This window comes from Pseudomonas sp. 2957, assembly GCF_031456345.1.
Taxonomy (GTDB): domain Bacteria; phylum Pseudomonadota; class Gammaproteobacteria; order Pseudomonadales; family Pseudomonadaceae; genus Aquipseudomonas; species Aquipseudomonas siliginis.
This window is the reverse complement of sequence record NZ_JAVDUL010000006.1, coordinates 385,143-410,556: the sequence shown is the minus strand read 5'-3', so window position 1 is coordinate 410,556 and position 25,414 is coordinate 385,143. Positions and strand designations below refer to the sequence as shown.

Annotated in this window: 14 protein-coding genes; 4 read left to right on the top strand and 10 right to left on the bottom strand. The window is 60.9% G+C overall.

Annotation, left to right across the window (positions count from 1 at the left end; translation table 11 throughout):
- Positions 1–178: 178 nt before the first annotated feature.
- From glgB to J2Y39_RS23015, 3 genes are all read right to left on the bottom strand, one after another.
- A complete protein-coding gene (gene glgB / locus J2Y39_RS23025) occupies positions 179–2,410 on the bottom strand; it encodes a 1,4-alpha-glucan branching protein GlgB (RefSeq protein WP_310219948.1) in 2,232 nt (743 codons plus the stop codon).
- 2 nt (positions 2,411–2,412) lie between these two features.
- Complete coding sequence (treS, locus tag J2Y39_RS23020) at positions 2,413–5,754, bottom strand: maltose alpha-D-glucosyltransferase (RefSeq protein ID WP_310219946.1); 3,342 nt, start codon at positions 5,752–5,754, stop codon at positions 2,413–2,415.
- Between the two features lie 186 nt (positions 5,755–5,940).
- On the bottom strand, positions 5,941–7,938 hold the full coding sequence (locus J2Y39_RS23015; RefSeq protein ID WP_150635389.1) for an alpha-1,4-glucan--maltose-1-phosphate maltosyltransferase: 1,998 nt from the start codon (positions 7,936–7,938) through the stop codon (positions 5,941–5,943).
- 217 nt (positions 7,939–8,155) lie between these two features.
- On the opposite strand from J2Y39_RS23015, the gene J2Y39_RS23010 reads away from it, so the two are divergent.
- Positions 8,156–8,314 (top strand): hypothetical protein, encoded by a 159-nt coding sequence (locus tag J2Y39_RS23010; RefSeq protein ID WP_167351302.1) that lies wholly within the window; start codon positions 8,156–8,158, stop codon positions 8,312–8,314.
- 150 nt (positions 8,315–8,464) lie between these two features.
- On the opposite strand, the gene J2Y39_RS23005 is transcribed toward J2Y39_RS23010, so the two are convergent.
- On the bottom strand, positions 8,465–8,977 hold the full coding sequence (locus J2Y39_RS23005) for an MgtC/SapB family protein (protein WP_056785798.1): 513 nt from the start codon (positions 8,975–8,977) through the stop codon (positions 8,465–8,467).
- Between the two features lie 121 nt (positions 8,978–9,098).
- On the opposite strand from J2Y39_RS23005, the gene J2Y39_RS23000 reads away from it, so the two are divergent.
- The 3 genes from J2Y39_RS23000 (at position 9,099) to mapR (ending at position 12,752) form a co-directional block, all read left to right on the top strand.
- Positions 9,099–9,347 carry a DUF3203 family protein gene (locus J2Y39_RS23000; protein ID WP_056785796.1) on the top strand — a complete coding sequence of 83 codons (249 nt, stop codon included), beginning with the start codon at positions 9,099–9,101 and terminating at the stop codon, positions 9,345–9,347.
- A gap of 195 nt (positions 9,348–9,542) precedes the next feature.
- Complete coding sequence (ccoG, locus tag J2Y39_RS22995) at positions 9,543–10,973, top strand: cytochrome c oxidase accessory protein CcoG (protein WP_310219941.1); 1,431 nt, start codon at positions 9,543–9,545, stop codon at positions 10,971–10,973.
- Positions 10,974–11,342: 369 nt separating this feature from the next.
- Positions 11,343–12,752, top strand: coding sequence for a GntR family transcriptional regulator MpaR (gene mapR / locus J2Y39_RS22990; RefSeq protein WP_217848558.1), 1,410 nt, complete (start codon positions 11,343–11,345; stop codon positions 12,750–12,752).
- A 131-nt stretch (positions 12,753–12,883) separates the two neighbouring features.
- Here mapR and J2Y39_RS22985 read toward each other — a convergent pair whose 3' ends face one another.
- The 6 genes from J2Y39_RS22985 to J2Y39_RS22955 all read right to left on the bottom strand — a co-directional run bounded on the left by J2Y39_RS22985 (position 12,884) and on the right by J2Y39_RS22955 (position 25,402).
- A complete protein-coding gene (locus J2Y39_RS22985; protein ID WP_041480996.1) occupies positions 12,884–13,630 on the bottom strand; it encodes an SDR family oxidoreductase in 747 nt (248 codons plus the stop codon).
- A gap of 135 nt (positions 13,631–13,765) precedes the next feature.
- On the bottom strand, positions 13,766–15,847 hold the full coding sequence (locus J2Y39_RS22980) for a bifunctional diguanylate cyclase/phosphodiesterase (RefSeq protein ID WP_150635393.1): 2,082 nt from the start codon (positions 15,845–15,847) through the stop codon (positions 13,766–13,768).
- A 436-nt stretch (positions 15,848–16,283) separates the two neighbouring features.
- Positions 16,284–17,753 carry an efflux transporter outer membrane subunit gene (locus J2Y39_RS22970; protein WP_150635394.1) on the bottom strand — a complete coding sequence of 490 codons (1,470 nt, stop codon included), beginning with the start codon at positions 17,751–17,753 and terminating at the stop codon, positions 16,284–16,286.
- Positions 17,750–20,857, bottom strand: coding sequence for an efflux RND transporter permease subunit (locus J2Y39_RS22965; RefSeq protein WP_056785782.1), 3,108 nt, complete (start codon positions 20,855–20,857; stop codon positions 17,750–17,752). The genes J2Y39_RS22970 and J2Y39_RS22965 overlap by 4 nt, the downstream gene beginning before the upstream one ends.
- Before the next feature lie 136 nt (positions 20,858–20,993).
- Positions 20,994–24,101 carry an MdtB/MuxB family multidrug efflux RND transporter permease subunit gene (locus J2Y39_RS22960; protein ID WP_310219937.1) on the bottom strand — a complete coding sequence of 1,036 codons (3,108 nt, stop codon included), beginning with the start codon at positions 24,099–24,101 and terminating at the stop codon, positions 20,994–20,996.
- Positions 24,098–25,402, bottom strand: a complete 1,305-nt coding sequence (locus J2Y39_RS22955) for an MdtA/MuxA family multidrug efflux RND transporter periplasmic adaptor subunit (RefSeq protein ID WP_041481001.1) — start codon at positions 25,400–25,402, stop codon at positions 24,098–24,100. Before J2Y39_RS22955 ends, J2Y39_RS22960 begins: the two co-directional genes overlap by 4 nt.
- Between the last annotated feature and the right edge of the window lie 12 nt (positions 25,403–25,414).

Sequence of the window (25,414 nt, the reverse complement as noted above, 5' to 3'; positions counted from 1 at the left end):
TTCAGTTGAATAAGAGTTACGCATATCCGAACACCTCAGATTTGGACGCCATCATAGCGCCTGATTGAAGTGTCCAAAATCATTAGGCCAGTTCAGCCTGCTCGCGAAAGCGGTGCCACCTTCAACATCATCGTTGACTGACATGGCGCCTTCGCGAGCAGGCTCGCTCCCACAGGTGCTAGCCGTGCGGCTTGAGAATCAACACCGCCAATGGTGGCAGGTTCAGTTCCAGCGACAACGATTGACCATGGCTTGGCACTTCTTCGGTCAACGCTCCGCCGCCATTGCCATAGTTGGAGCCGGCATAAATGTCGGCGTCACTGTTGAACAGCTCGGTCCAGCGCCCGGCAAACGGCACGCCGACCCGATACGCCTGGCGCGGTACCGGGGTGAAGTTGGCAACCACCAGCACTGGCGAGCCATCCTTGCTCCAGCGCAACCACGCGTAAACGCTGTTGATCGCATCGTCGCCAATCAACCACTGGAAGCCCTGCGGCGCATCGTCCTGGTCGTGCAGCGCTGGCTCTTCACGATACAGCCGGTTGAGATCGCCAACCAGTTTCTGCACGCCTTTGTGCTCGGAATACTGCAGCAGGTACCAGTCCAGCTGCTGATCGTGGTTCCACTCGCGCCATTGGCCGAACTCGCAGCCCATGAACAACAGCTTCTTGCCCGGATGCGTCCACATGAAGCTCAGATAGGCGCGCAAGTTGGCAAATTTCTGCCAGCGGTCGCCGGGCATCTTGTCGATCAGCGAGTGTTTGCCGTGCACCACTTCGTCGTGGGAAATCGGCAGGATGAAGCGCTCCGACCAGGCGTAGACCAGGCCAAAACTCAACTCGTTGTGGTGATGGGCGCGGTACACCGGGTCCTGCTGGATGTAGTGCAGCGAATCGTGCATCCAGCCCATGTTCCATTTGTAGGAAAAGCCCAGGCCGCCCTGCTGGGTGCTCTGGCTGACGCCCGGCCAGGCGGTGGATTCTTCGGCAATCACCAGCGCACCCGGCGCTTCCAGCTCAACCACGTCGTTCAAATGCCGCAGGAAGTCGATGGCCTCCAGGTTCTCCCGACCGCCGTGGCGATTCGGCACCCATTCGCCAGCCTTGCGCGAATAGTCGCGGTACAGCATCGACGCCACCGCATCGACACGCAGGCCGTCGATATGGAAGTGTTTCAGCCAGTGCAACGCCGAGGCGAGCATGTAGCCGTGCACTTCAGTGCGGCCAAGGTTGTAGATCAGCGTGTCCCAATCCTGATGGAAGCCTTCCAGCGGGTTGCCGTATTCGTATAGCGCGGTGCCGTCGAACTGCGCCAGACCATGGGTATCGGTGGGGAAATGCGCCGGCACCCAGTCGAGAATCACCCCGATGTCGGCCTGGTGACAGGCGTTGACGAACTCGGCGAACTGATCCGGCGTGCCATAACGCGCACTCGGGGCGAATTGCGAAAGCAACTGATAGCCCCAGGAACCGCCGAAGGGGTGCTCCATGATCGGCATCAGTTCGATGTGGGTGAATCCCAGCTCTTTGACATAAGGAATCAGGCGCTCGGCCAGTTCCGGCCAGGTGTACTGGCGCGCGACCTCGCCGAGATCATCCAGCTCGCACTGCCAGGAACCGGCGTGCAACTCGTAGATCGACAGAGGTTTGGAGCGCTGCTGGCGATCCTGACGGGAATTCATCCAGTCGTGATCCTGCCAGTCGATCTGCAGGGGCGAGGCAACTTTCGAAGCGGTGTCCGGCGGCAGGCTGGTGGCCAGTGCCATCGGGTCGGCCTTGAGCGGCAGAATGCCGTGGGCGCCGAGGATTTCGTACTTGTACAACTCCCCCGCCTGGAGGCGCGGGATGAACAGTTCCCAGACACCGGACGGATGACGCAGCCGCATGGGATGGCGACGCCCGTCCCAGACGTTGAAATCGCCGACCACCGAAACACGGCGGGCATTCGGTGCCCACACGGCAAAGCGCACGCCGTCAACGCCATCAACGGTTTTCAGCTGTGCACCGAGGCAAGCGCTGAGGTCACGGTGATTGCCTTCGGCAAACAGATACAGGTCCATTTCGCCGAGCAACTGACCGAAGCTATATGGATCTTCGGCGACCTGCTCGCCACCGGCCCAGCGTGTGCGCAACAGATACGGTCGCGCCTGGTCGAAATGGCCGACAAACAGCCCCGGCGTTTCGGTCATTTCCAGCGGGCCAAGCTCTTCGCCGCTGTCCTTGTCCAGCACTGCAACACTCAGCGCACCTGGCAAATAGGCGCGGATGAACTGCCCGCCGGCACCATCGCCATGCGGGCCGAGGATTGAAAACGGGTCCTGATGTTCAGCGCGCACCAAAGCATCGATGTCGCGCGCCGAGGGTAACAATGCTTCCTTTACCACACCCTGTTCCTTGTTCGAGAAACTCATGACTACTCTCCACCAAGATCGGAAAAGGGTTTAAGCCCTGTCAATAATCCATACAAGCCGTGCAATGGCACGGGCAGCCACGTTGGGCGGTTTTCTGCCTCGTAAGCCACTTCATAAGCGGCTTTTTCCAGGCCGAACAACGCCAGCGCGGCGTCGGCACCCTGAGGATCCTGCCAGGCATGCTCAAGACTAGCTGCTGCCTCGCGGTATGCCTGGACAAATGCCTCGCGTGCCTCACGCAGATAACGCTCGGCGACCCGTTTGCGCGCCGCTTCGGCTTCGACGCTGTTATCAACGTTATGCACATTGATGGTCATCGCCGCTGCGTAATCGAACGAACGCAGTACGCCGCTGACGTCCTTGTACGGGCTGTGTTTACCGCGACGCTCGCTCAATGGCCGCGCCGGTTCGCCCTCGAAGTCGATCAGGTAGGCGTCGCCCTTGATCACCAGCACCTGGCCCAAATGCAAGTCGCCATGCACCCGGATGCGCAAGCCGCCGGTGGCTTTCTTCGCCAGATCCTGCACATGGGCAAGAATGGTTTTCTTCTCGTCGAGCAGACGCTTGACCAGTTTCTGATCCGTCGCATTCAACTCGCCTTGATGCTGTTTGAGCAGTTTCAAGGCGTGTTCGACCTGGGCGGTGACGTCCTTGCCTGTCGTGGCCATGTCCTTGCTCGACGACACTTGCGGCGCGAAGTCGGCATTGTCGGTTGGCGCAGCGAGCACTTGATGCATCTCGCCCAGACGCTGACCAAGCATGCCGGCGAAGTCCTTCAACTCGCCGAGGGCGTTGTAATGCTGCTCCTGCTCGGACATGGCGTCGGCCAGTTCATCGCGCAGCGCCCGTTCCAGGTTGTTCTGCGTCCATTCCCATGCGTCGCCCTGATTGCTCAGATAGCCTTGGGCGATCATCAGCAAGTTGTCTTCGCCTTGCGCGTCGCGGCGAATCACCGAACCGAGCAGTGGAGAGATATTGGCAAACCCGGCCTCGGTCAGGTAAGCGCTCATCTCCAGTTCCGGGTGTACGCCAGAAGCGACTTTGCGTATCAGCTTAAGCACCAGACTGTTGCCGATTACCACTGAACTGTTCGATTGCTCGGCCGACAGGTAGCGCACATCCGACTCGGCGCCGAGGCCGAGTTTTTCCAGATGATCTGTCTGTTCGAAGCGGATTTCGCCTTCGATCGACTCCAGTACGGTGTTGTTCTGCATGCCTTGCAGAACGGCGCGGACGAAGGTTTCCAAGGTGAACGCATCGGTGATCAGGCCGACCTGACGCACACGGCGTACACGCGAAAGCGCCAATTGCTGCGGCAATGGCGGGCCGACATGGTCTTCGCCAATGAAGCCGAACGGCAGTTGATAACGATTGGTCTGGCCACCGCTGGTGACTTCGATTTCGCTGAGCAGCACCGGATGCTGGGCATCACCGAAACGCACGCCGTAAGCCAGATTGACCTTCTCGATCGCCGCATCCTTGCCGGCAAACCAGCGACGGTTCTGCAGCCAGCTCGGCAGGATGCTTTGCTCCAGCGTCGTCCGCGATGGCACTTCGAGCAGTTCTTCCATGCGTTTTTTCAGCACCAGCGTGGTGAAATCCGGCAGGCTCTGCGCCGGTTCGACGTGCCAGCTCGGCATCTGGTTTTCTGCCGCCAGTGCAAACCAATAGAAACCGTACGGCGCCAGGGTCAGGAGGAAATTCAACTGACCGATCGGCGGGAACGCGTTACCACCGAGCATTTCCACCGGCACCATGCCGACATACGCCGACAGGTCTAGCTCGACCGCTTGCGCACTGCGCGAGACGTTGGCCACGCACAGAATGATTTCGTGCTTGCCGTCGGCATCAGTGTATTCGCGGGTGTAAGCCAGCACGCGACGGTTGCTCGGCGAGAGCATTTTCAAGGTGCCACGGCCGAACGCCTTCGATTGCTTGCGCACTGCGAGCAGGCGCCGCGTCCAGTTCAACAGTGAGTGCGGATCGCCGGACTGGGTTTCGACGTTGACCGACTGATAGCCATACTGCGGGTCCATGATCGGCGGCAGTACCAGACTGGCCGGATCGGCGCGGGAGAAACCGCCGTTGCGGTCGATCGACCACTGCATCGGTGTACGCACGCCATCGCGATCGCCGAGGTAGATGTTGTCGCCCATACCGATTTCGTCGCCGTAGTACAGCGTCGGCGTGCCGGGCATCGACAGCAGCAGGCTGTTGAGCAGTTCGATGCGGCGACGGTCGCGTTCCATCAACGGTGCGAGACGACGGCGAATACCGAGGTTGATCCGCGCGCGACGGTCAGCCGCGTAGTAGTTCCACAGGTAATCGCGCTCGCGGTCGGTGACCATTTCCAGGGTCAGCTCATCGTGGTTGCGCAGGAAAATCGCCCACTGGCAATTCGCCGGAATTTCCGGGGTCTGCCGGAGAATGTCGGTGATCGGGAAGCGATCTTCCTGCGCCAGTGCCATGTACATGCGCGGCATCAGCGGGAAGTGGAAGGCCATGTGGCATTCGTCACCATTGACGCCAGCAGCGTCGGTGTCACCGAAATACAGCTGGGTGTCTTCCGGCCACTGATTGGCCTCGGCCAGCAGCATGCGATCGGGGTAGTTGGCGTCGATCTCGGCACGGATCTGCTTGAGGACGTCGTGGGTCTCGGGCAGGTTTTCGTTGTTGGTGCCGTCGCGCTCGATCAGGTACGGAATCGCGTCGAGGCGCAGGCCGTCGATGCCCATGTCGAGCCAGTAACGCATCACCGACAACACGGCTTTCATCACTTGCGGGTTGTCGAAGTTCAGATCCGGCTGGTGCGAGTAGAAGCGGTGCCAGAAGTATTGGCCAGCGACCGGATCCCAGGTCCAGTTGGACTTTTCGGTGTCGAGAAAGATGATTCGCGTGCCGTCGTATTTCTGATCGTCATCGGACCACACGTAGAAATCCCGCGCCGCTGAACCCGGCTTGGCTTTACGCGCACGCTGGAACCACGGGTGCTGGTCGGAGGTGTGGTTGATGACCAGCTCGGTGATCACCCGCAGCCCGCGCTTGTGCGCTTCGGCAATGAAGCGCTTGGCGTCGGCCATGGTCCCGTAGTCGCTGTGCACGCCACGGTATTCGGCGATGTCGTAACCGTCGTCGCGGCGTGGCGAGGGATAGAACGGCAATAGCCAGATGGTGTTGACGCCGAGGTCGGCAATGTAATCGAGTTTGGCGATAAGCCCGGGAAAGTCGCCGATCCCGTCATTGTTGGAGTCGAAAAACGATTTGACGTGAACCTGATAAATCACCGCATCCTTGTACCAGAGCGGGTCTTTGATGAAGGCGGCTGCCTTGGGTTTCTTCGCCATGTGGAACTCCTGAAAAATTCTCTGATACACCGAGGAGCTAGCATTGGTGAGCCCCTGTGGCGAGGGGATTTATCCCCGTTCGGCTGCGCAGCAGTCGCAAATTGTTAACGCGGTGCAGCTTGAAAACAGGGGCCGCTGCGCGCCCCAACGGGGATAAATCCCCTCGCCACGGAGGCGGTGCAAATGTTACGAAGCGGTAATCCGCCAAATCCCGAACGGCTGATACGCCGGATCGATGCGCATGAACTGATACTTGCCGTGCCAGTCCCAGCGATGGCCGTTCATCAAATCTTCGCCATGGGTGGTGGCATCGTCCGGCAGGCCCATTTCCCACAGCGGCAGTTCGAAATTCGCTTCCTGCACGTTATGCGGATCGAGGCTGACCGCGACCAGAATGAAATTGCTGCCATCGGCGCTGCGCTTGCCGAAGTACAGAATGTTGTCGTTCCAGGCGTTGTAGATCTTCAGGCCCAAATGGGTGTGCAGCGCCGGGTTCTGCCGGCGGATGCGGTTGAGCTGAGCGATCTCGGCAATGATGTTGCCCGGCGCGGTGAAGTCGCGGACGCGGATTTCGTATTTCTCCGAATCCAGGTATTCCTCTTTGCCCGGCACCGGTGCCGATTCGCATAACTCGAAGCCGGAATACATACCCCACAGGCCCGAGCCCATCGTTGCCAAGGCAGCGCGGATGAGGAAACCGGGACGCCCCGACTCATGCAAAAACGCCGGGTTGATGTCCGGGGTATTGACGAAGAAATTCGGCCGGTAGCATTCGCGCCACGGCGACTGATTGAGTTCGGTGAAATATTCCGCCAGCTCGGCCTTGGTATTGCGCCAGGTGAAATAGGTGTAGCTCTGCGAATAACCGACCTTGCCCAGACGCGCCATCATCGCCGGCGTGGTGAAGGCCTCGGCGAGGAAAATCACTTCCGGATACAGCGTGCGCACATCGGCGATCAACCATTGCCAGAACGGCAGCGGTTTGGTGTGCGGGTTGTCGACGCGGAAGATCTTCACACCTTCCTTGACCCAGCCGACAACGATGTCGCGCAACTCGACCCATAGACTCGGAATTGCATCCGGCGCATAGAAGTCGACGTTGACGATGTCCTGGTATTTCTTCGGCGGGTTTTCGGCGTATTTGATCGTGCCGTCCGGGCGCCAGTTGAACCAGCCCGGATGCTCTTTGAGCCACGGGTGGTCCTGGGAGCACTGGATGGCGAAGTCGAGAGCGATTTCCAGACCGTGATCGGCGGCGGCAGCCACCAGCCGGCGGAAATCTTCACGGGTGCCGAGCTGCGAGTGAATCGCCTCGTGGCCGCCCTCTTCGCTACCAATCGCATACGGGCTGCCGGGATCATCCGGGCCAGCAGTCAGGGAATTGTTGCGGCCCTTGCGGTGGGCGCGGCCGATCGGGTGAATCGGCGTGAAGTACAACACGTCGAAGCCCATGTCCTGAATCATCGGCAGACGCGAGTGCACGTCGTTGAAAGTGCCGTGACGCTGAGGATCGTCGGTGATCGAGCGCGGAAACAGCTCATACCAACTGGCGAACTCGGCGAGTTCGCGCTCGACGTCCATGGGGAATTCGGCGCTGATGCTGAGGTAGGCGCGGTGATCGGCCTGAGCCATCAGCTCTGCACTGCGCGAGTGCAGAAACAGCGCAACCTGCTCGGTTTCGAGCAGGCCGGACAATTCATGGTGCAGCGCGGCAAGCTGCTCGCTGAGCTGACCTTCGCTGCGTTCTGCGGCCTGTTGCACCATGGTCCGGCCTTCCTGCAGCTCCAGGGAAACCGGCACAGCAGCGTTGTGCTTCTTTTCCAGTTCGTACTGGAAGCTGGCGAAATGGTCGATCCACGCTTCGATGCAATACAGATAGCGGCCCTGCTCTTGCGGGCGGAACTGGCCTTGCCAGGTGTTGTTGCCCTGATCGGACATGACCTCGGTCTGCCAGGTTTCCTGGCCTTCTTCGCGCCAGCGGATGCGTACGGCGAGCTTGTCATGGCCGTCGGCAAACACTTTGCTGGTCACCACCACTTCGCGTCCGGCAACCGACTTGACGGCAAACTGGCCGCCGTCGAGGGTCGGCATGGTGTTTTCGATAACGATTCGAGGCAGCAGCAACGCCTGCGACAATGGCATGTGCGGGTTGTAACTCAGCTCTGAAGGTCTTTCAGCAGTCATTGAGCATCTCTCCTTAACGCCCCAAGGACGCTCTTGTGCCGGAACAGTATTCGCGACAAAGCGCCGGCCCTGTCATGAACTCACTTAGGTTCCGAGCAACCGGCGCGGGGAAAAGTTCAGATGAAATTAACAAGACAAACCGGCGGATCGAATTTGCCGTGGCCGGGTCAACTTACTTAAGCACGTCCCACGCCATGTGCCATACGGAGGTCATCAGATGAACATCCCGATCCCGGCGGAAACGCCTGATCCGAACATCGACAAACCCACCCTGCCGGATACCGAGCCGCCACCGGTGCCCGAGCAAGAGCCACCCGGCACCACGCCACCGCCGAAAGAAGAGCCACCGAATACGATGCCGCCAGTGATCGTCTGACCCTGCCCCCCTGATCGTTCCCACGCTCCGCGTGGGGATGCCTCAACGGACGCTCCGCGTTCGGCTCCAGAAGGGACGCGGAGCGTCCCGGGCTGCATTCCCACGCGGAGCGTGGGAACGATCAGGCAACGATCATCAGCCGGCGGGAAGTCAGAGGTGGTCATTCTTGTCGACATCCTTTTCGAACACTCTCACCACGTAAGGCATCACGCTGAAAATCGCCAGTGCCAGAATGGTACTGAGCAATGCCGTCGCTTCCTTGCCCAGCCCCGCCGCCACGCCGATCGCCGCCGTCATCCATAAGCCCGCCGCTGTGGTCAGGCCTTTGACATGGGCCTCGTCGCCCTGCTGATTTTTCAGAATGGTGCCGGCGCCGAGAAAGCCGATCCCGGCAATCACACCCTGCAAGACCCGACTCATGGCATCGGATTCTGCGCCCGAGGTCTGCGGCACCAACACGAATAGCGCAGCGCCCAACGCCACCAGCATGTGCGTGCGCACGCCCGCTGCCTTGCCTTTATGCTCGCGCTCAAATCCGAGTATCCCGCCGAGAATCGCCGCCATCAGCAGGCGTACGGTGATCCGGGTCATTTGCGAGGCGTCGCCGATATCGGCAAATTCGGCTTGCATCGTGGCCCACACTTCATCCCACCAGTCTTCCATCGTGCTTCCCTTGTTATTGGCTTGATAAGCGATGGACAACAGCGACCATTAATCGGTTGCGCAGAACGAACTGCGCGCTGCGTTTCCTAACGTGCAGACCTCACTTGAAAGGACTGCCGCCATGACCGTTCGAATCGATGAATCCAACCCTGAGCAGAAAGTGTGTTTTTTCACCGTCGAGCATGGTGAGGAAATCCGTATCTGCGACACGTTGACAGTCGAGACCGATAGCGAAAAAGCCATGTCGTTCGTGGAAATCGAAGGCAAACGCGCCTACATCACCGAAGCAGAAGCCGATGTCTTGACCGTCGCCGGGGCCAAGGACGGGCGCAAACATCTGAAGGCCGATGACAGTGATTCGGTGGTTTGATTGATCTCGATCAACACCCGGCGCAGGCGCCTGCAATAGGCGTTTGCGCCGCGCCCACCCTGATGCTTCAAGTTGTCGCAGGGATTGCGCCAAACCCCATCTGATCCGCTTTTTATTGCCAAACCTGAGTCTGTTCTGCAAACAGATCGGCGCTCATAGTGCATCGGCCTGATGGAGGCTGATGAGCGAACGAACATGAGCGAGCAAATCCCCGTCCGAACCGTAGAAGCAGCGCCGACGATAAGAAGCGTACCCGCACGCCCTCTGAAAGCGACTGCCGGATCCAGCGACAAGCAGATCCACACCCGCAGTTTCACCGGCCTGTTCCGCAACCTGCGTATGAGCGGTGCCGGGTTTCTGTTCCTGCTGTTCTTCGGCACCGTGTGGCTGAACTGGGGCGGTCGGCAGGGGGTGCTGTGGGATCTGGCGGAGAGCAAATTCCACATCTTCGGCGCGACGTTCTGGCCGCAGGATTTCATTCTGCTCTCAGCATTGTTGATCATCGCTGCGTTCGGACTCTTCGCGATTACCGTGTTCGCCGGTCGCGTCTGGTGCGGTTACACCTGCCCGCAGAGTTCGTGGACGTGGATCTTCATGTGGTGCGAGAAGATCACCGAAGGCGAGCGCAACCAACGGATCAAACTGCAAGCGGCGCCGTGGAGCCTGAACAAACTGGCGCGGCGCGCCGCCAAGCACACGTTGTGGCTGGCGATCAGCGTGATGACCGGCCTGACCTTCGTCGGTTACTTCACCCCGATCCGGCCGCTGGCTGAAGATTTGCTGACCCTGCAGATCGGTGGCGTCAGTCTGTTCTGGGTGCTGTTCTTCGCCGCCGCCACCTACATCAACGCCGGTTGGCTGCGTGAAGCCGTGTGCATGCACATGTGCCCGTATGCGCGGTTCCAGAGTGTGATGTTCGACAAGGACACGCTGACCATTGCCTACGACGCCGCCCGTGGCGAAAACCGTGGTCCGCGCAAGCGTGATGTGCGCCCGGTCGAAGCCGGCCTGGGTGATTGCATCGACTGCCAGTTGTGCGTGCAGGTCTGCCCGACCGGCATCGACATCCGCGATGGCTTGCAAATGGAATGCATCGGCTGCGCAGCGTGCATCGACGCCTGCGATTCGATCATGGACAAAATGCATTACCCGCGCGGCCTGATCCGCTACAGTTCCGAGCGCGAATTGCAGGGCGGCAAAACCCATCTGCTGCGTCCGCGTTTGATTGGCTATACGGCGGTGTTGTTGGTGATGATCGGAGCGTTGGCGCTGGCATTGATCGAGCGGCCGATGGTGTCGCTGGACGTGACCAAGGATCGCGGGTTGTTCCGCGAGAACGCTCAGGGGCAGATCGAGAATATTTATTCGCTGAAAGTGATCAACAAGACTCAGCAGCGACAGGAATACCGGTTGAGTCTGGTTGATGGCGACGGGTTTGAGTTGCAGGGCAAAACGGCATTGAGCCTGGCGCCCGGGGAGATTGTCGATGTGCCGGTGTCGGTGGCGATGACCACCGAGCGCCCGGCGAGCAGTTCGCAGACATTGAGTTTCAGGATTGAAGACAGTGACGAGCCGCAGGTATACAGCGTGGCGAAGAGCCGGTTTGTGGCGCCGATAAATCGTTGAGAATTTGGCATTGCTGCCCTCACCCCAGCCCTCTCCCGGAGGGAGAGGGAGCCGACCGAGGTGTCTGTCGCTATGCATCGACCTGAAAGACCGAGTCGATTATGGATTCGGCAAAGCACTGTCAGGTCGGCATATTTCATCAACATCCCCCAATCAGTCCCCTCTCCCGGAGGGAGAGGGAGCCAACCGAGGTGTCTGTCGCTATGCATCGACCTGAAAGACCGAGTCGATTATGGATTCGGCAAAGCACTGTCAGGTCGGCATATTTCATCAGCATCCCCCAATCAGTCCCCTCTCCCTCTGGGAGAGGGCTAGGGTGAGGGCTCCTTCCCTGACACCCCACAAAATCAAGTCCACCAAGGCCCACCGATGAAACGCTACGAAAAATTCGCCGACGACATCGCTGAACTGATCCGCTCCGGCGTCCTCGGCCACGGCCAGCGGGTGCCGTCGGTGCGCTACGCCAGCCAGACCTACGGCGTCAGCCCGTCCACGGTGTTCCAGGCCTATTACCTGCTCGAACGCCGTGGCCTGATCCGCGCCCGGCCGCGCTCCGGTTACTTCGTCAACGCCCATACGCCGAGCACATTTTCCGAGCCGGTGATCAGCAGCCAGGTCAATGAATCCACCGAGGTTGACGTCAGCGAACTGGTGTTCTCGGTACTCGATTCGATCAAAGACCCCAACACCGTGCCCTTCGGCTCGGCGTTCCCCAGCCCGACGCTGTTCCCGCTGCAACGCCTGTCGCGCTCCCTGGCCAGCGCCGCGCGGGAGATGGACCCGCGCATGGTCGTCACCGATATGTCGCCGGGCAACCCGCAACTGCGCCGGCAGATTGCTCTGCGCTACATGGTCGGCGGGCTGATGCTGCCGATGGAAGAATTGCTCATCACCAACGGCGCGCTCGAAGCGCTGAACCTGTGCCTGCAAGCGGTGACCGAGCCTGGTGATCTGGTGGCCATCGAGGCCCCGGCGTTCTACGCCAGCCTGCAGGTGCTCGAGCGTCTGAAGCTCAAAGCCGTGGAGATCCCCGTGCACCCGCGCGATGGCATCGACCTCGGTGTGCTCGCGCAAACTCTGGATCGTCACCCGATCAAGGCCTGCTGGTGCATGACCAGTTTCCAGAATCCGATGGGCGCGACTGTGCCCGAGGCGAAGAAACAGGAACTCGTCGAACTGCTGCGTCAGCATCAGGTGCCGTTGATCGAAGACGACGTCTACGCCGAGCTTTATTACGGGCAACAGGCGCCAAAACCGGCCAAGGCTTTTGATACCGAAGGATTGGTCATGCATTGCGGCTCGTTCGCCAAAAGTCTCGCGCCCGGTTATCGCATCGGCTGGGTGGCGGCCGGGCGTTTTGCGCAGAAAATCGAACGGCTGAAGCTGATGACCTCACTGTGCGCTTCGATGCCGGCGCAAGCGGCTATCGCCGATTATCTGCAACACGGCGGCTACGATCGGCATCTGCGTAAACTGCGTTATGCCCTGGAAGAACAACAGAGCGCGATGCTCGCGGCGATTGCCCGCTACTTTCCGGCGCAGACCCGGGTCAGCCAACCGGCGGGCGGCTACTTTCTGTGGCTGGAATTGCCGGAGCAGATGGATTCGCTGAAGCTGTTTCAGATGGCACTGGCACAAGGCATCAGCATCGCGCCGGGGCCGATATTCTCGCCGACCCAGCGCTTCAGGAATTGCATTCGGTTGAATTACGGCAGCCCCTGGACCGAGGAATCGGAAAAGGCCATGGAGACGTTGGGGCGGATTGTGCGGTCGTTCTGAGGGATAGATGTTGTCTGGACTGGCCCCTTCGCGAGCAGGCTCGCTCCCACATGGGGTCTGTATTCACAAATCCACTGTGGGAGCGAGCCTGCTCGCGAAGAGGCCGGTTTTAACACTGCAAACCCACCGGTTTACCGCCCACCCCCCAAATCAACAAACGTCCCTGTCGCATACGATGCCTTGTCCGACAGCAACCAGACAATCGCCTCCGCCACTTCATCCGGCCGCCCGCCCCGGGCCATGGGAATCGCCGATTCGAGCTTGCTGACCCGATCCGGGTCGCCGCTCAGCGCATGGAAGTCAGTATAGATGTAGCCCGGACGCACGGCATTGACGCGAATGCCCTCACCCGCGACTTCTTTCGACAGACCGATAGTGAAGGTGTCGAGCGCCCCCTTGGATGCGGCGTAATCAACGTACTCGTTCGGCGAACCGAGGCGTGCCGCGACCGAGGAGACGTTGACGATGCTGCCGCCCTGCCCGCCATGTTTGGGCGACATGCGCAGGATCGCGTGCTTGGCGCAGAGGATCGGCGCCAGCACATTGGTTTTCATGATTTTGAGGATGCGGAATTCGGACATCTCATCGACCCGCGATTTCTGTCCGACGGTGCCGGCGTTATTGACCAGCGCGGTGACACGGCCCAGTTCGGTGTCGACGCGATGAAACATCGCGATCACTTCGTCTTCGATGCTGACATCGGCGCGAACCGCGATGGCCTGCGCGCCCAAGGCGCGAACCTGCTCGAGCACGCTGTGTGCGGCCTGTTCATCCGACTGATAGTTGATGCAGATCCGGTAGCCCTGTTCGGCTGCCAGCAATGCCGTAGCCGCGCCGATTCCGCGCCCGCCCCCGGTGATGACAATGACTTTATCCATGCTGGCCTTCCCCCACGTGCACACGTAACAGTCGGGGGAAGAATAACTGCCATTCATGGCTTTTGCATGAGTTCTGGTGTTGCCGCCATCCCCTGTGGGAGCGAGCCTGCTCGCGAAGAACGATGACTCGGTCTCTCAGACCACCGCCAGCCGTTGCCCACGCACGATGTCCTGCATGAAGCGCTCCGCCGGCATCGGATGGCCGAGCAGATAGCCCTGCAGCGAATCACAGCCCAGTTTGGTCAGGAAGTCCTGTTGCGCGCCGGTTTCGACACCTTCGGCGACAATCCGCAAATCCAGGGCCTGCCCCAGCGCAACGATCGCCGAGACGATTGCGGCATCATCGCTGTCATGCTCCAGATCGCGGACGAAACCGCGGTCGATCTTCAGCTCATTGGCCGGCAAACGTTTGAGGTACATCAGGCTGGAATAACCGGTGCCGAAGTCGTCGATCGACAGGTCGACGCCCATGTCCGACAACTCTTGCAGCACGGTCATGCTCGCGTCAGCGTCGCTCATCGCTGTCGTTTCAGTGATTTCCAGGGTCAGGCTGTTGGCCGGCAAGTGGTGGGTCGCCAGCGCCTTGGCCACGCTTTGCACCAGCCCGGCATGGCAGAACTGCAAGGCCGAGAGGTTCACGGCGATGCGCCAGTCGGTGTAACCGAGCACGTACCATTCACGCATCTGCCGGCAGGCTTCGTTGAGCACCCATTCACCCATCGGAATGATCAGCCCGGTTTTCTCCGCCAGATCGATGAATTTATCCGGCATCAGCATGCCATGCAGCGGATGCTTCCAGCGCAGCAGCGCTTCGGCACCGACCGGACGGCCATTGGCGGCGTCGAATTTGGGCTGGTAATGCAGGCAGAACTGGTTGTGCTCGATGGCCGCGCGCAGATCCTGTAACAGTTGCAATTGTTTGCGCGCGTTGGTGTTCATCGACGCATCGAAGAAGCTGTAGCCATTCTTGCCGCCGCCCTTGGCGTGGTACATCGCGGCGTCGGCGTTCATCAGCAGTTCCTGGGCGTTGTCACCGTTGCCCGGGTAGAGGGCAATGCCGACGCTGGCGGAAATCTGCAGATCATGTTCAGCGACGCGGAACGTGCGACCGATCAGGCTGACCTGTCGCGCAGCCAGGCTCAAGGCGTCATTGGGCTCGCTCAAACGCACCAGTAGAACGAACTCATCGCCGCCGATCCGCGCAAGAGTGTCCTGGCTGCGCAAGTCTTCACGCAGACGCGCGCCGACCTCGCGCAGCAATTGGTCGCCCATGTGATGGCCGAATGCGTCGTTGACCGGTTTGAAGCCGTCGAGGTCGATGAACATCAAGGCGAAGCAGCCACCCTGCTCTTGCACCTTTTTGATCGCCTGATTGATGCGGTCGTCGAGCAGCATGCGGTTGGGCAGACTGGTCAGCGGATCGTGCAGGGCCAGTTGGGTGAGTTCGCGGTTGGCCACCGTCAGCGAGTGCGCCAGATCAGCCGTGCGCGCTTCGAGGCGGGCGTCGAGAATCGAGGTCAACAGGGCAATCGACAACACCGCCAGCGTAGTGACCACGACCAGGCTATCGAGGCCATTGCCCTTCAAGCCATTGAGCGTCGCGCCGCAGAAACTGCCGTCAGGAAATTGCGCCGCCGCCATGCCGGTGTAGTGCATGCCGACAATCGCCACACCCATGATCACCGCCGCGCCGGCACGAATCAGCCGCACATAGGGCGAGTGCTGACGCAGGCGAAAGGCAATCCACAATGCCGCTGCCGAGGCGCCGACGGCGATCAGCAGGGAGGCACTGAACAGGGTCGGGTCGTAATCGATGCCCGGTGTCATGCGCAGCGCGGCCATGCCGGTGTAGTGCATGGCGCTGATGCCCGAACCCATGATCAGCGCACCGAAAGCCAGTTGCGCCAGCGGCAGTTTCGGTTGGCTGACCAGCCACAACGCGAAGCCGCAGGACAGCACCGCGATCAGCAGCGACAGCGCAGTGAGGGCGAAGTCGTAGCCCAGGTCGATCGGCAATTTGAAGGCGAGCATGCCGATGAAATGCATCGACCAGACGCCAACGCCCATCGCCAACGCCCCGCCCGCCGTCCAGAAATGCACGGCCCGGCCTTTAGCCGTGGCAATGCGCCCGGTGAGATCGAGCGCCGTGTAGGAAGCCAGAATGGCCACGCACAACGAAATGAAAACCAGGGTGAAGGAGTAGCTGCCGATGAGCATGGACGTTCTCGTGACAAGCCGAAACCGTACTGCTTCCATTCTCGGTCGGGCAAATGCGGCGATTGTACTGATTGCGCGGAAGAACGCACTGACAAAGTAACCAAATTGCCATCAAGCCGATGAAACGCTTGTTCGATCGTCCTACAAGGCTCTGCGGTGGGCTTTAACCTCACCCTGTGAAAGCGATCTCATGCCAGACAAAAATCCCCGTGGGAGCGAGCCTGCTCGCGAAGGCGTCGGCACAGCCACCATCTCACTCGACTGACCCACCGCTTTCGCGAGCAGGCTCGCTCCCACAATTTTTCAGCGTCCAGCCACCCCGCACCATTCGAACGCGAATCCCTGTGGGAGCGAGCCTGCTCGCGAAAGCGTCGGCACAGCCACCATCGTGGCTGCCTGACCCACCGCTTTCGCGAGCAGGCTCGCTCCCACAGGTTCAGCGGTTGTCGCTGACGTCGAGTTGGCCGTCCCAGCCGCCGCCCAGCGCGGCGATCAGTTGCACGCTGGCGATCAGTCGGTTCTGCAGAATATTCAGCACACTGCGTTCGTTGCTCAGCGCCGTGGCTTGCACCACGACCACGTCGATATAGGCAATCAGCCCGGCCTTGTACTGGTTTTCCGTCAGGCGCAGAGAATCGCGGGCAGCATCCAGCGCTTCCTGGCGCACTGCCGCTTCGTCCTCATACACCTTGAGCTGGACCAGGTAGTTTTCCACTTCGCGGAAACCGTCGAGCACGGTCTGGCGGTAGCGCGCGACGGTTTCGTCATAGGCCGCCTCGCTGCGGTCAACCTCGGCCGAACGAATGCCGCCGTCGAACAGCGGCAGAGAAAGCTGCGGGCCGACCGACCAGAAACGGTTCGGCAGGCTGATCAGGTTTTTCGAGGTACTGCTGCTGTAGCCGCCGCTCAGGCTCAGGGTCAGGTCCGGGTAATACGCGGCTTTCGCCACGCCGACATTGGCGTTGGCGGCGATCACAGAGCGCTCTGCCGAAGCGATGTCAGGACGGCGTTCGAGCAATTGCGAAGGCAGGCTCAACGGCACTTGCGGCAGATTCGGGATGTTCTGGCTTTCGGCAATGCTGAAGTTGGCCGGGGCTTCGCCAGTGAGCACGGCAATGGCGTTTTCAAACTGTGCGCGCTGCCAGATCAGGTCGACCAGATCGGCCTGGGTGCTTTTCAACTGGGTTTGCGCCTGCGCCACCGCATCGCGCCCGGAAACCCCGGCGCGGTACTGGTTCTGCGTCATCTTCAGTGATCGCTCGTAAGCGGCAACCGTGGCTTCAAGCAAACGCTTCTGCTGATCGATGACGCGCAGTTGCAGGTAGTTCTGCACCAGCTCCGACTGCTGACTCAGACGCATCGCCGCCAGATCGGCAAAACTCGCCTGGGCGTTGGCCTCATCCGCCTCCAGCCCACGGCGCAGCTTGCCCCAGACATCGGCTTCCCAACTGACGCCCAGTTGCGCGGTGTAGGTATCACGAATACCGCTTGAGGAACTGCTCAGGCTCGAACTGCTGCTGCCGGTGCCCTGACTCGAGCGGTTCTTGCCCAGACTCAGGTCGACACTGGGGTAAAACGCCCCGCGTGCACTGCGCACCAAAGCCTGCGCCTGACGAAACTGCGCTTCGGACTGGGCGACGGTCTGGTTGGAGCTGTTGAGTTTTTCCACCAAGGCGTTGAGCTGCCGATCGCCGTACAACTCCCACCAGGCGCCCCGGGCCAGCGAGTCGCTGGGATTGGCCTGACGCCAGCCTTCGGCTTCCTTGAACTGAGCGATTTCGGCAGTTTGCGGGCGCTGGTAGTCCGGGCCGACTGCGCAAGCGCTGAGCAGCGCCACGCACAGCGACAGGCTCAATAGGCGCGAGCCGCGGACGGTGGCCAATTGGATAAGCGAACGGTCAGTCATAGCGGAGTTTCCAGAGCGGCATCAGTACGCACGCCACGCCATTTGTTGAAGCGATGGCGCAGCTTGTCGAGATAAAGGTAAACCACCGGGGTGGTGTAGAGGGTCAGGACCTGGCTGAACACCAGGCCGCCAATGATGGTCAGGCCCAGCGGCTGGCGCATTTCCGCACCCTCGGCGCGGCCGAGCAGCAACGGCAAGGCGCCGAGGATCGCCGCCAGCGTGGTCATCAGGATCGGCCGCAAGCGTTGCAGACAGGCGCTGCGGATCGACTCCAGGGGCGACAGGCCCTCATGCCGCTCCAATTGCAGCGCCAGATCGATCATCAGAATGGCGTTCTTTTTCACCACGCCGATCAGCAGGAATATCCCCAGCAGGGAAATCAGGCTGAACTCGCCGCCCAGCGCATAGATCGACAGCAACGCGCCAACCCCGGCCGAGGGCAAGGTCGAGAGAATGGTCAGCGGGTGGATGTAGCTTTCATACAGCACACCGAGCACCAGATACACCGCCAGCAATGCACCGAGGATCATGAACGGCTGGCTCTTCTGCGTGGCGGCGAAGGCGTCCGCAGTGCCGGCCATTTTCGCAATCACATCCTCCGGCAAGCCGACCTTGGCGATCGCTCGTTCGATGGCGGCGCTACCCTGCTCTACGGTCACGCCTTCGGCCATATCAAATGAAATGCTTTCGGACGCAAACTGGCCTTCATGACTGACCCGGTCGTTTTCCAGGCTGTTTTCGTAATGGGCGAACGTCGACAGCGGCACGCGCGCACCGTCAGCGGTAATCACCTCGACCTGCTTGAGCGTCACCGGATCCTGGGCGTATTTCGGATTGACCTCCATCACCACCTGATACTGATTGAGGCTGTCGTAGATCGTCGAAATCTGCCGCTGGCTGTAAGCGTTGTTGAGCACGGCGGTGACCATGTTCATGTCGACCCCCAGGCGCTTGGCCTGATCCCGGTCGACAATCAGTGTCACCTGCTGCGCCCCGGCACCTTCGCGGGCATCGATGGCGGTCAGCTCGGGCAAGGCGCGCAACGCGGTGACCACTTTCGGGAACCACTTGCGCAATTCAGCGAGGTCGCCGCTTTGCAGGATGTAAGTGTATTGCGAACTGGTCTGCTCGCGGCCGCCGCCAAATTGCAGGTCCTGGTCGGCCATCAGCATCAACTGCGCCCCGGGGACCTTGGGCATTTCCTTGCGCAGACGCTCGATGACTTTCTGTGCCGACAGCTGGCGCTCCTTGATCGGTTTCAGGCGCACGATCATGAAGGCGTTGTTGGTGCCGTTGTTACCACCAATGAAGCCGGCCACGCTTTCCACCGCTTCGTCCTTGAGCACGGCGCGGCGGAAGGTTTCCATTTTCGGCTGCATGACGTTGAACGACAGACCGTCGTCGCCACGCACGAAACCGATCAACTGGCCGGTGTCCTGCTGCGGCAGGAAGGTTTTCGGCACTACCACATACAGCGCAATGTTGACGCCAACGGTGAGCAGCAGACTGAACAAGGTCAGACGGCGATGACGCAATACCCAGTCGAGGCTGGTGGCGTATTTGCCGACCATCCAGTCGTTGGTCTTGTGGCTCCAGCGTTGCAGGCGGTTTTCCTGGCCCGGCGTGTGCGGCTTGAGCCAGCGCGCGCAGAGCATTGGCGTCAGCGTCAGGGAAACCACCAGCGACACCACGATTGCCGCCGCCAGGGTGATGGAAAATTCGCGAAACAAGCTCTCGACCAGCCCGCCCATGAACAGGATCGACAGGAACACCGCCACCAGCGAGACGTTCATCGACAGCAGGGTAAAACCGACTTCCTTGGCCCCAAGGTACGCGGCCTGCATCGGTTTGACGCCTTCGTCGATGTGCCGGGAAATGTTTTCCAGCACCACGATGGCGTCGTCCACCACCAGACCGGTGGCGAGAATCAGCGCCATCAGCGACAGGTTGTTCAGCGAGAACCCGTACAGGTACATCACCGCAAAGGTACCGACCAGCGACACCGGCACCGCCAGCGTCGGGATCAGCGAGGCGCGGAAGTTACCCAGAAACAGATACACGACCAGCACCACCAGAGCGACTGCGATCAGCAAGGTCATTTCGGCTTCGTGCAGCGTGGCCTTGATCACCGGCGAGCGATCCATGGCCAGATTGAGTTTGACGCTGGCCGGCAGCACCGCTTGCAGCGCGGGCAACTGCGCCTTGATCTCGTTGACCGTCTCGATGATGTTGGCGCCGGCCTGACGGTTGATCACCAGCAATACCGCCGCGTCGTCGTTGAAGAAACCGCTGTTGTAACGGTCTTCGACGCCATCGCTGACTTTCGCCACATCCCTGAGACGCAATGCGGCGCCATCGGCGTAGTGAATGATCAGCGACTCGTAATCCTTGGCTTTCTCCAACTGATCGTTGGCCTGGATCTGCCACAAGCGCTCGCCGTCCTCGACCGAACCCTTGGGCCGGCGCACGTTAGCGTCGGCAATGGTCTTGCGTACATCGTCGAGAGCCACGCCGTACTGGTTCAGTGCCTGCGGTTCGAGCTCGATCCGCACCGCCGGCAGCGAACTGCCACCGATCTGTACTTCACCAACGCCCTGCACCTGCGACAGGCTTTGCGAGAGGATGGTCGAAGCCAGGTCGTAGAGCTGGCCTTTCTCCAGCACATCCGAAGTCAGCGACAGCACCATGATCGGCGCCTGCGACGGATTGACCTTTTTATAGGTCGGCATGCTGCGCATCCCGCTCGGCAGCAGATTGCGCGAGGCGTTGATCGCCGCCTGCACTTCCCGCGCCGCGCCGTTGATGTCGCGGTCGAGGTCAAACTGCAGAATCACCCGCGTCGAACCCTGACTGGAACGGCTGCTCATGGTATTGACGCCGGCAATCGCACCGAACGACCGCTCCAGCGGCGTCGCCACCGTCGAAGCCATCACCTCGGGACTGGCGCCCGGCAGACTGGCCTGGACGACAATCACCGGGAAATCCATCTGCGGCAACGGCGATACCGGCAACAGCCCGAAGCTGACCCCACCGAGCAACATGATTGCCAGGGAGAGCAGCATGGTTGCCACGGGGCGTTTGATGAAAGGGCCGGAGAGGTTCATCGACTCTTGTTCTCCCCGCATACTTCTGTGGGAGCGAGCCTGCTCGCGAATGCGCCCTTACCTTCAACTTTGGCAGTGACTGACCTACCGCTTTCGCGAGCAGGCTCGCTCCCACAGGGGAGATATATTCCGACCGTCATACCGCGACCTCGTCACCTTCGGCTTTGGCTTTGGCTTTGCCAAAGCGCCTTCCGAGGCGGTCGAAGTACAGGTAAATCACCGGCGTGGTGAACAGCGTCAACACCTGGCTCACCAACAAGCCGCCGACCATCACCAGACCCAACGGCTGACGCAGTTCCGCGCCAGACCCCGTGGCCAGCATCAGCGGCACTGCGCCGAACAACGCCGCCAGCGTGGTCATCAGAATCGGCCGGAAGCGCAGCAGCGCCGCTTGATAGATCGCCTCTGCCGGGGCCATGCCCTGGGTGCGTTCGGCGTCGAGGGCGAAGTCGATCATCATGATCGCGTTCTTCTTGACGATACCGATCAACAGAATGATGCCGATGATCGCGATCATGCCCAAATCGTTGCCGCTGAGCAGCAACGCCAGCAAGGCACCGACTGCGGCGGACGGCAAGGTCGAAAGAATGGTGATCGGGTGGATGTAGCTCTCGTAGAGCACACCGAGGACGATGTACATGGTCACCACGGCCGCCAGAATCAGCAGCAAGGTGCTCGACAGCGAAGCCTGGAACGCCTGCGCCGCGCCCTGGAACTGAGTCTGCACGCCGACCGGCATGCCGATGTCCTGCTGCACCTGCTCGATGATGTCCACGGCATGCCCCAACGCCACGCCCGGCGCGAGGTTGAACGACATCATCACCGCCGGGAACTGGCCGATGTGAGTGATCGCCAATTGCGCCTGACGCTCTTCAACATGCGCCAGACTCGACAGGCGTACCTGCGCGCCGTCGGTGGTCTTGACGTGAATCTGATCCAGCGCCTGCGGGCCGATCTTCTCCCCGGCCTGGGCTTGCAGCACCACGCGGTACTGGCTGGCCTGGGTGTAAATGGTCGAAATCTGCCGCTGGCCGAAGGCGTCGTACAGCGCATCGGTGATATTCGCCACCGACACGCCAAGGCGCGATGCGGCGTCGCGGTCGATCACCAGATAGACCTGCAAGCCTTTGTCCTGCAGATCACTGGCCACGTCGGTCAACTCCGGACGCTGGGCCAGGGCTTCGACCAGACGGCCGCTCCACTGGCTGAGCAATTCCGAGTCCGGCGAGGACATGCTGAACTGGTACTGGGTGCGGCTGACCCGGTCCTCGATGGTCAGATCCTGCACCGGCTGCATGAACAGACGAATGCCGACCAGTTTGTCCAGTTGCGGTTGCAGGCGAGAAATCACTTCACTGGCCGTCAGATCGCGCTCGCCGTGGGGCTTGAGGTTGATCAGCAAGCGGCCGCTGTTGAGCGTGGCGTTGTCGCCGTCGACGCCAATGTAGGACGACAGGCTCTGCACCGCCGGATCTTCAAGAATGATCTTGGCCAGTTGCTGCTGCCGCTCGCCCATCGCCGCGAAGGAGATCGACTGCGGCGCTTCGGAAATGCCCTGAATGACGCCGGTGTCCTGCACCGGAAAGAAACCCTTCGGCACGATGACGTAAAGGAACACGGTCAACGCCAGCGTGCCGATGGCGACCAGTAAGGTCAGCGGCTGATGCTTGAGCACCCAGCGCAGCATCCGCCCGTATTCCTTGATCATCCAGTCGATGAACGCACCGCTGGCGCGGTAGAAACGGCCTTGCTCGTGCTCCTGCGGTTCACGCTTGAGCAGGCGCGCGCACATCATCGGCGTCAGGGTCAGCGACACCACCAGGGAAATCAGGATTGCGACCGCCAGGGTGATGGCGAACTCGCGGAACAGGCGCCCCACTACATCGGCCATGAACAGCAGCGGAATCAGTACGGCGATCAGCGACAGGGTCAGGGAAATCAGGGTGAAGCCGATCTGTTTCGCGCCCTTGAGCGCTGCCTGCATCGGGCTGTCACCTTCTTCGATGAAGCGCGAAATGTTCTCGAGCATGACGATGGCATCGTCGACGACGAAACCGGTGGCAATGGTCAGCGCCATCAACGTCAGGTTGTTCACCGAGAAACCGGCGAGGTACATCACGCCAAAGGTGCCGATCAGCGACAGCGGCACGGCTACGGACGGAATGATCGTCGCACTGGCGCGGCGCAGAAACAGGAACGTGACCATGACCACCAGCGCGATAGCGATCAGCAGTTCGTGTTGCACGTCGGTGACCGAGGCACGGATGGTCTGGGTGCGATCCGTCAGCACCGTGACGTCGAGGCCGGCCGGCAGGTTGTCGGTGATGCTTGGCAGCAAGGCCTTGATGCGGTCGACCACTTCGATAACGTTGGCGCCGGGCTGTCGCTGGATGTTCAGCAACACCGCCTGATTCTGGTTGGCCCACGCGGCCAGACGCTCGTTCTCGGCGCCATCGACGATTTCCGCGACGTCCTTGAGCCGCAACGGTGCGCCGTTCTTGTAGGTCAGGATGAGGTTGGCGTAGTCCTCGGGCGAGGTCAGTTGGTCGTTGGCATCGAGCATCGACACCCGGGTCGGGCCGTCGAAGTTGCCTTTCGGCTGGTTGACGTTGGAGGCGCCGATCAGCGTGCGTACGTCCGACAGGTTGAGGCTGTTGGCCGCCAGCGCTTCGGGGTTGACCTTGATCCGCACGGCCTGACGCTGGCCACCAGCGATGCTGACCATGCCGACGCCGCTGATCTGGGCGATTTTCTGCGCCATGCGCGTATCGACCAGATCATTGAGCTTGGGCAGCAGCATGGTTTTCGAGGTGATGGCCAAGGTCAGAACAGGCGTGTCCGCCGGGTTGACCTTGTTGTACACCGGCGGTGCCGGCAGGTCGGTCGGCAGCAGGTTGGTCGCGGCGTTGATCGCGGCTTGCACCTGCTGTTCGGCGACGTCCATGTTGATGTCGAGGCTGAAACGCAGGGTCAGCACCGAAGCGCCGCCGGAGCTGGTCGAGGCCATTTGTGTGAGGCCCGGCATCTGCCCGAACTGGCGTTCAAGCGGCGCGGTGACGGCGCTGGTCATCACGTCCGGACTGGCGCCGGGGTACAGGGTCATGACGCGGATGGTCGGATAATCGACCTGCGGCAAGGCCGAAACCGGCAGCAGGCGATAAGCGATCAGGCCGGCCAGAACAATGGCCAGCATGCTCAGGGTGGTGGCTACCGGACGGAGGATGAACAGCCGCGAAATGTTCATGCGCCCTTCTTGGCCTTATCGGCTGTGGTCGCATCGGGATTGGCGGCAGATTTGCCTTGCAGGTGTTCGGTCGGCGAGGTCGGCACTTCGCTGCTGTCATTGACCACTTCGACTTCGCTGCCCTCCTTCAGGCGATCGGTGCCTTCAAGCACAACGCGATCGCCAGCGGCGAGGCCTTCGGTGACCACGGTGTTGTCACCGTCGCTGGCACCGATTTTCAGTTGGCGAATGGTGACTTTCTTGTCGCCGTCCAGCGCATAGACAAAAGTGCCATTGGTGCCGAACTGAATCGCTGCCGACGGTGCCAGCACTACACCTTTGAGCGTGTCGGCCAGCAAATGAACGTTGACGAACTGATTGGGGAACAGCGACTGGTCGCGGTTATCGTAACGGGCCTTGAACTTGAGGGTGCCGGTAGCGACGTCGATCTGGTTGTCGAGGCTTTGCAGCACACCGGTAGCCTGCAGCTTGGTGTCGCCCCGATCCCACGCTTCGGCGGGCAACTTGGCGCCGCTGCGGTAACGGGCCAGCACGGTGTCGAGGCTGTTTTCCGGCAAGGTGAAGGCCACGCTGATCGGTTGCGTCTGGGTGATCACTGCGAGGAACGTCGTGTCATTAGCGGCGACGAGGTTGCCGACGTCGACCTGACGCAGACCGACGCGACCGGCAATCGGTGCGCGGATCTTGGTGAATTCGAGATTGAGCTTGGCGTCGTTGACCGCCGCCTGATTGGTCTTGACCGTGCCCAGGTACTGGCCAACCAGCGCTTCGGCGGTGTCGAGGGTCTGTTTGGCGATGCTGTCTTCTTTATACAGACCGCGGTAACGCTCGACGTCGACCTGGGCGTTTTTCAGTTGCGCCTGATTCTGCAGCAGCGTGCCTTCGGCCTGGAGCAAAGCATTCTGGTAAGGACGCGGATCGATCTCGGCCAACAGGTCGCCCGCCTTGACCATCTGCCCTTCTTCGAAATGAATCTTTACCAGTTCGCCGCCCACGCGGCTGCGAACATTGATGGTGTTCAGCGCGGTAACCGTGCCCAGTGCCTTGTAATACAGCGGGAAGTCGCCCTTCACCGCCGGCGCCACACGCACCGGAATCGGCCCGGTACCGCCGCCGAAGCCAGGCCGCATCATTCCCGAGCGCCCGGTATGCCCAGCGGCCGCTTTGTCGCCTCCCGCCTTGTCAGCAGAGCCGGCGGGCCAGAATTTCCAGCACAGGACAGCGATGACCAACAGGACGAGCAGGCTGATCAGCCAGCGACGGGATTTGCGGGGGGACGATTGCATGGAGTTATTGACCATTGGGCGCGTGGG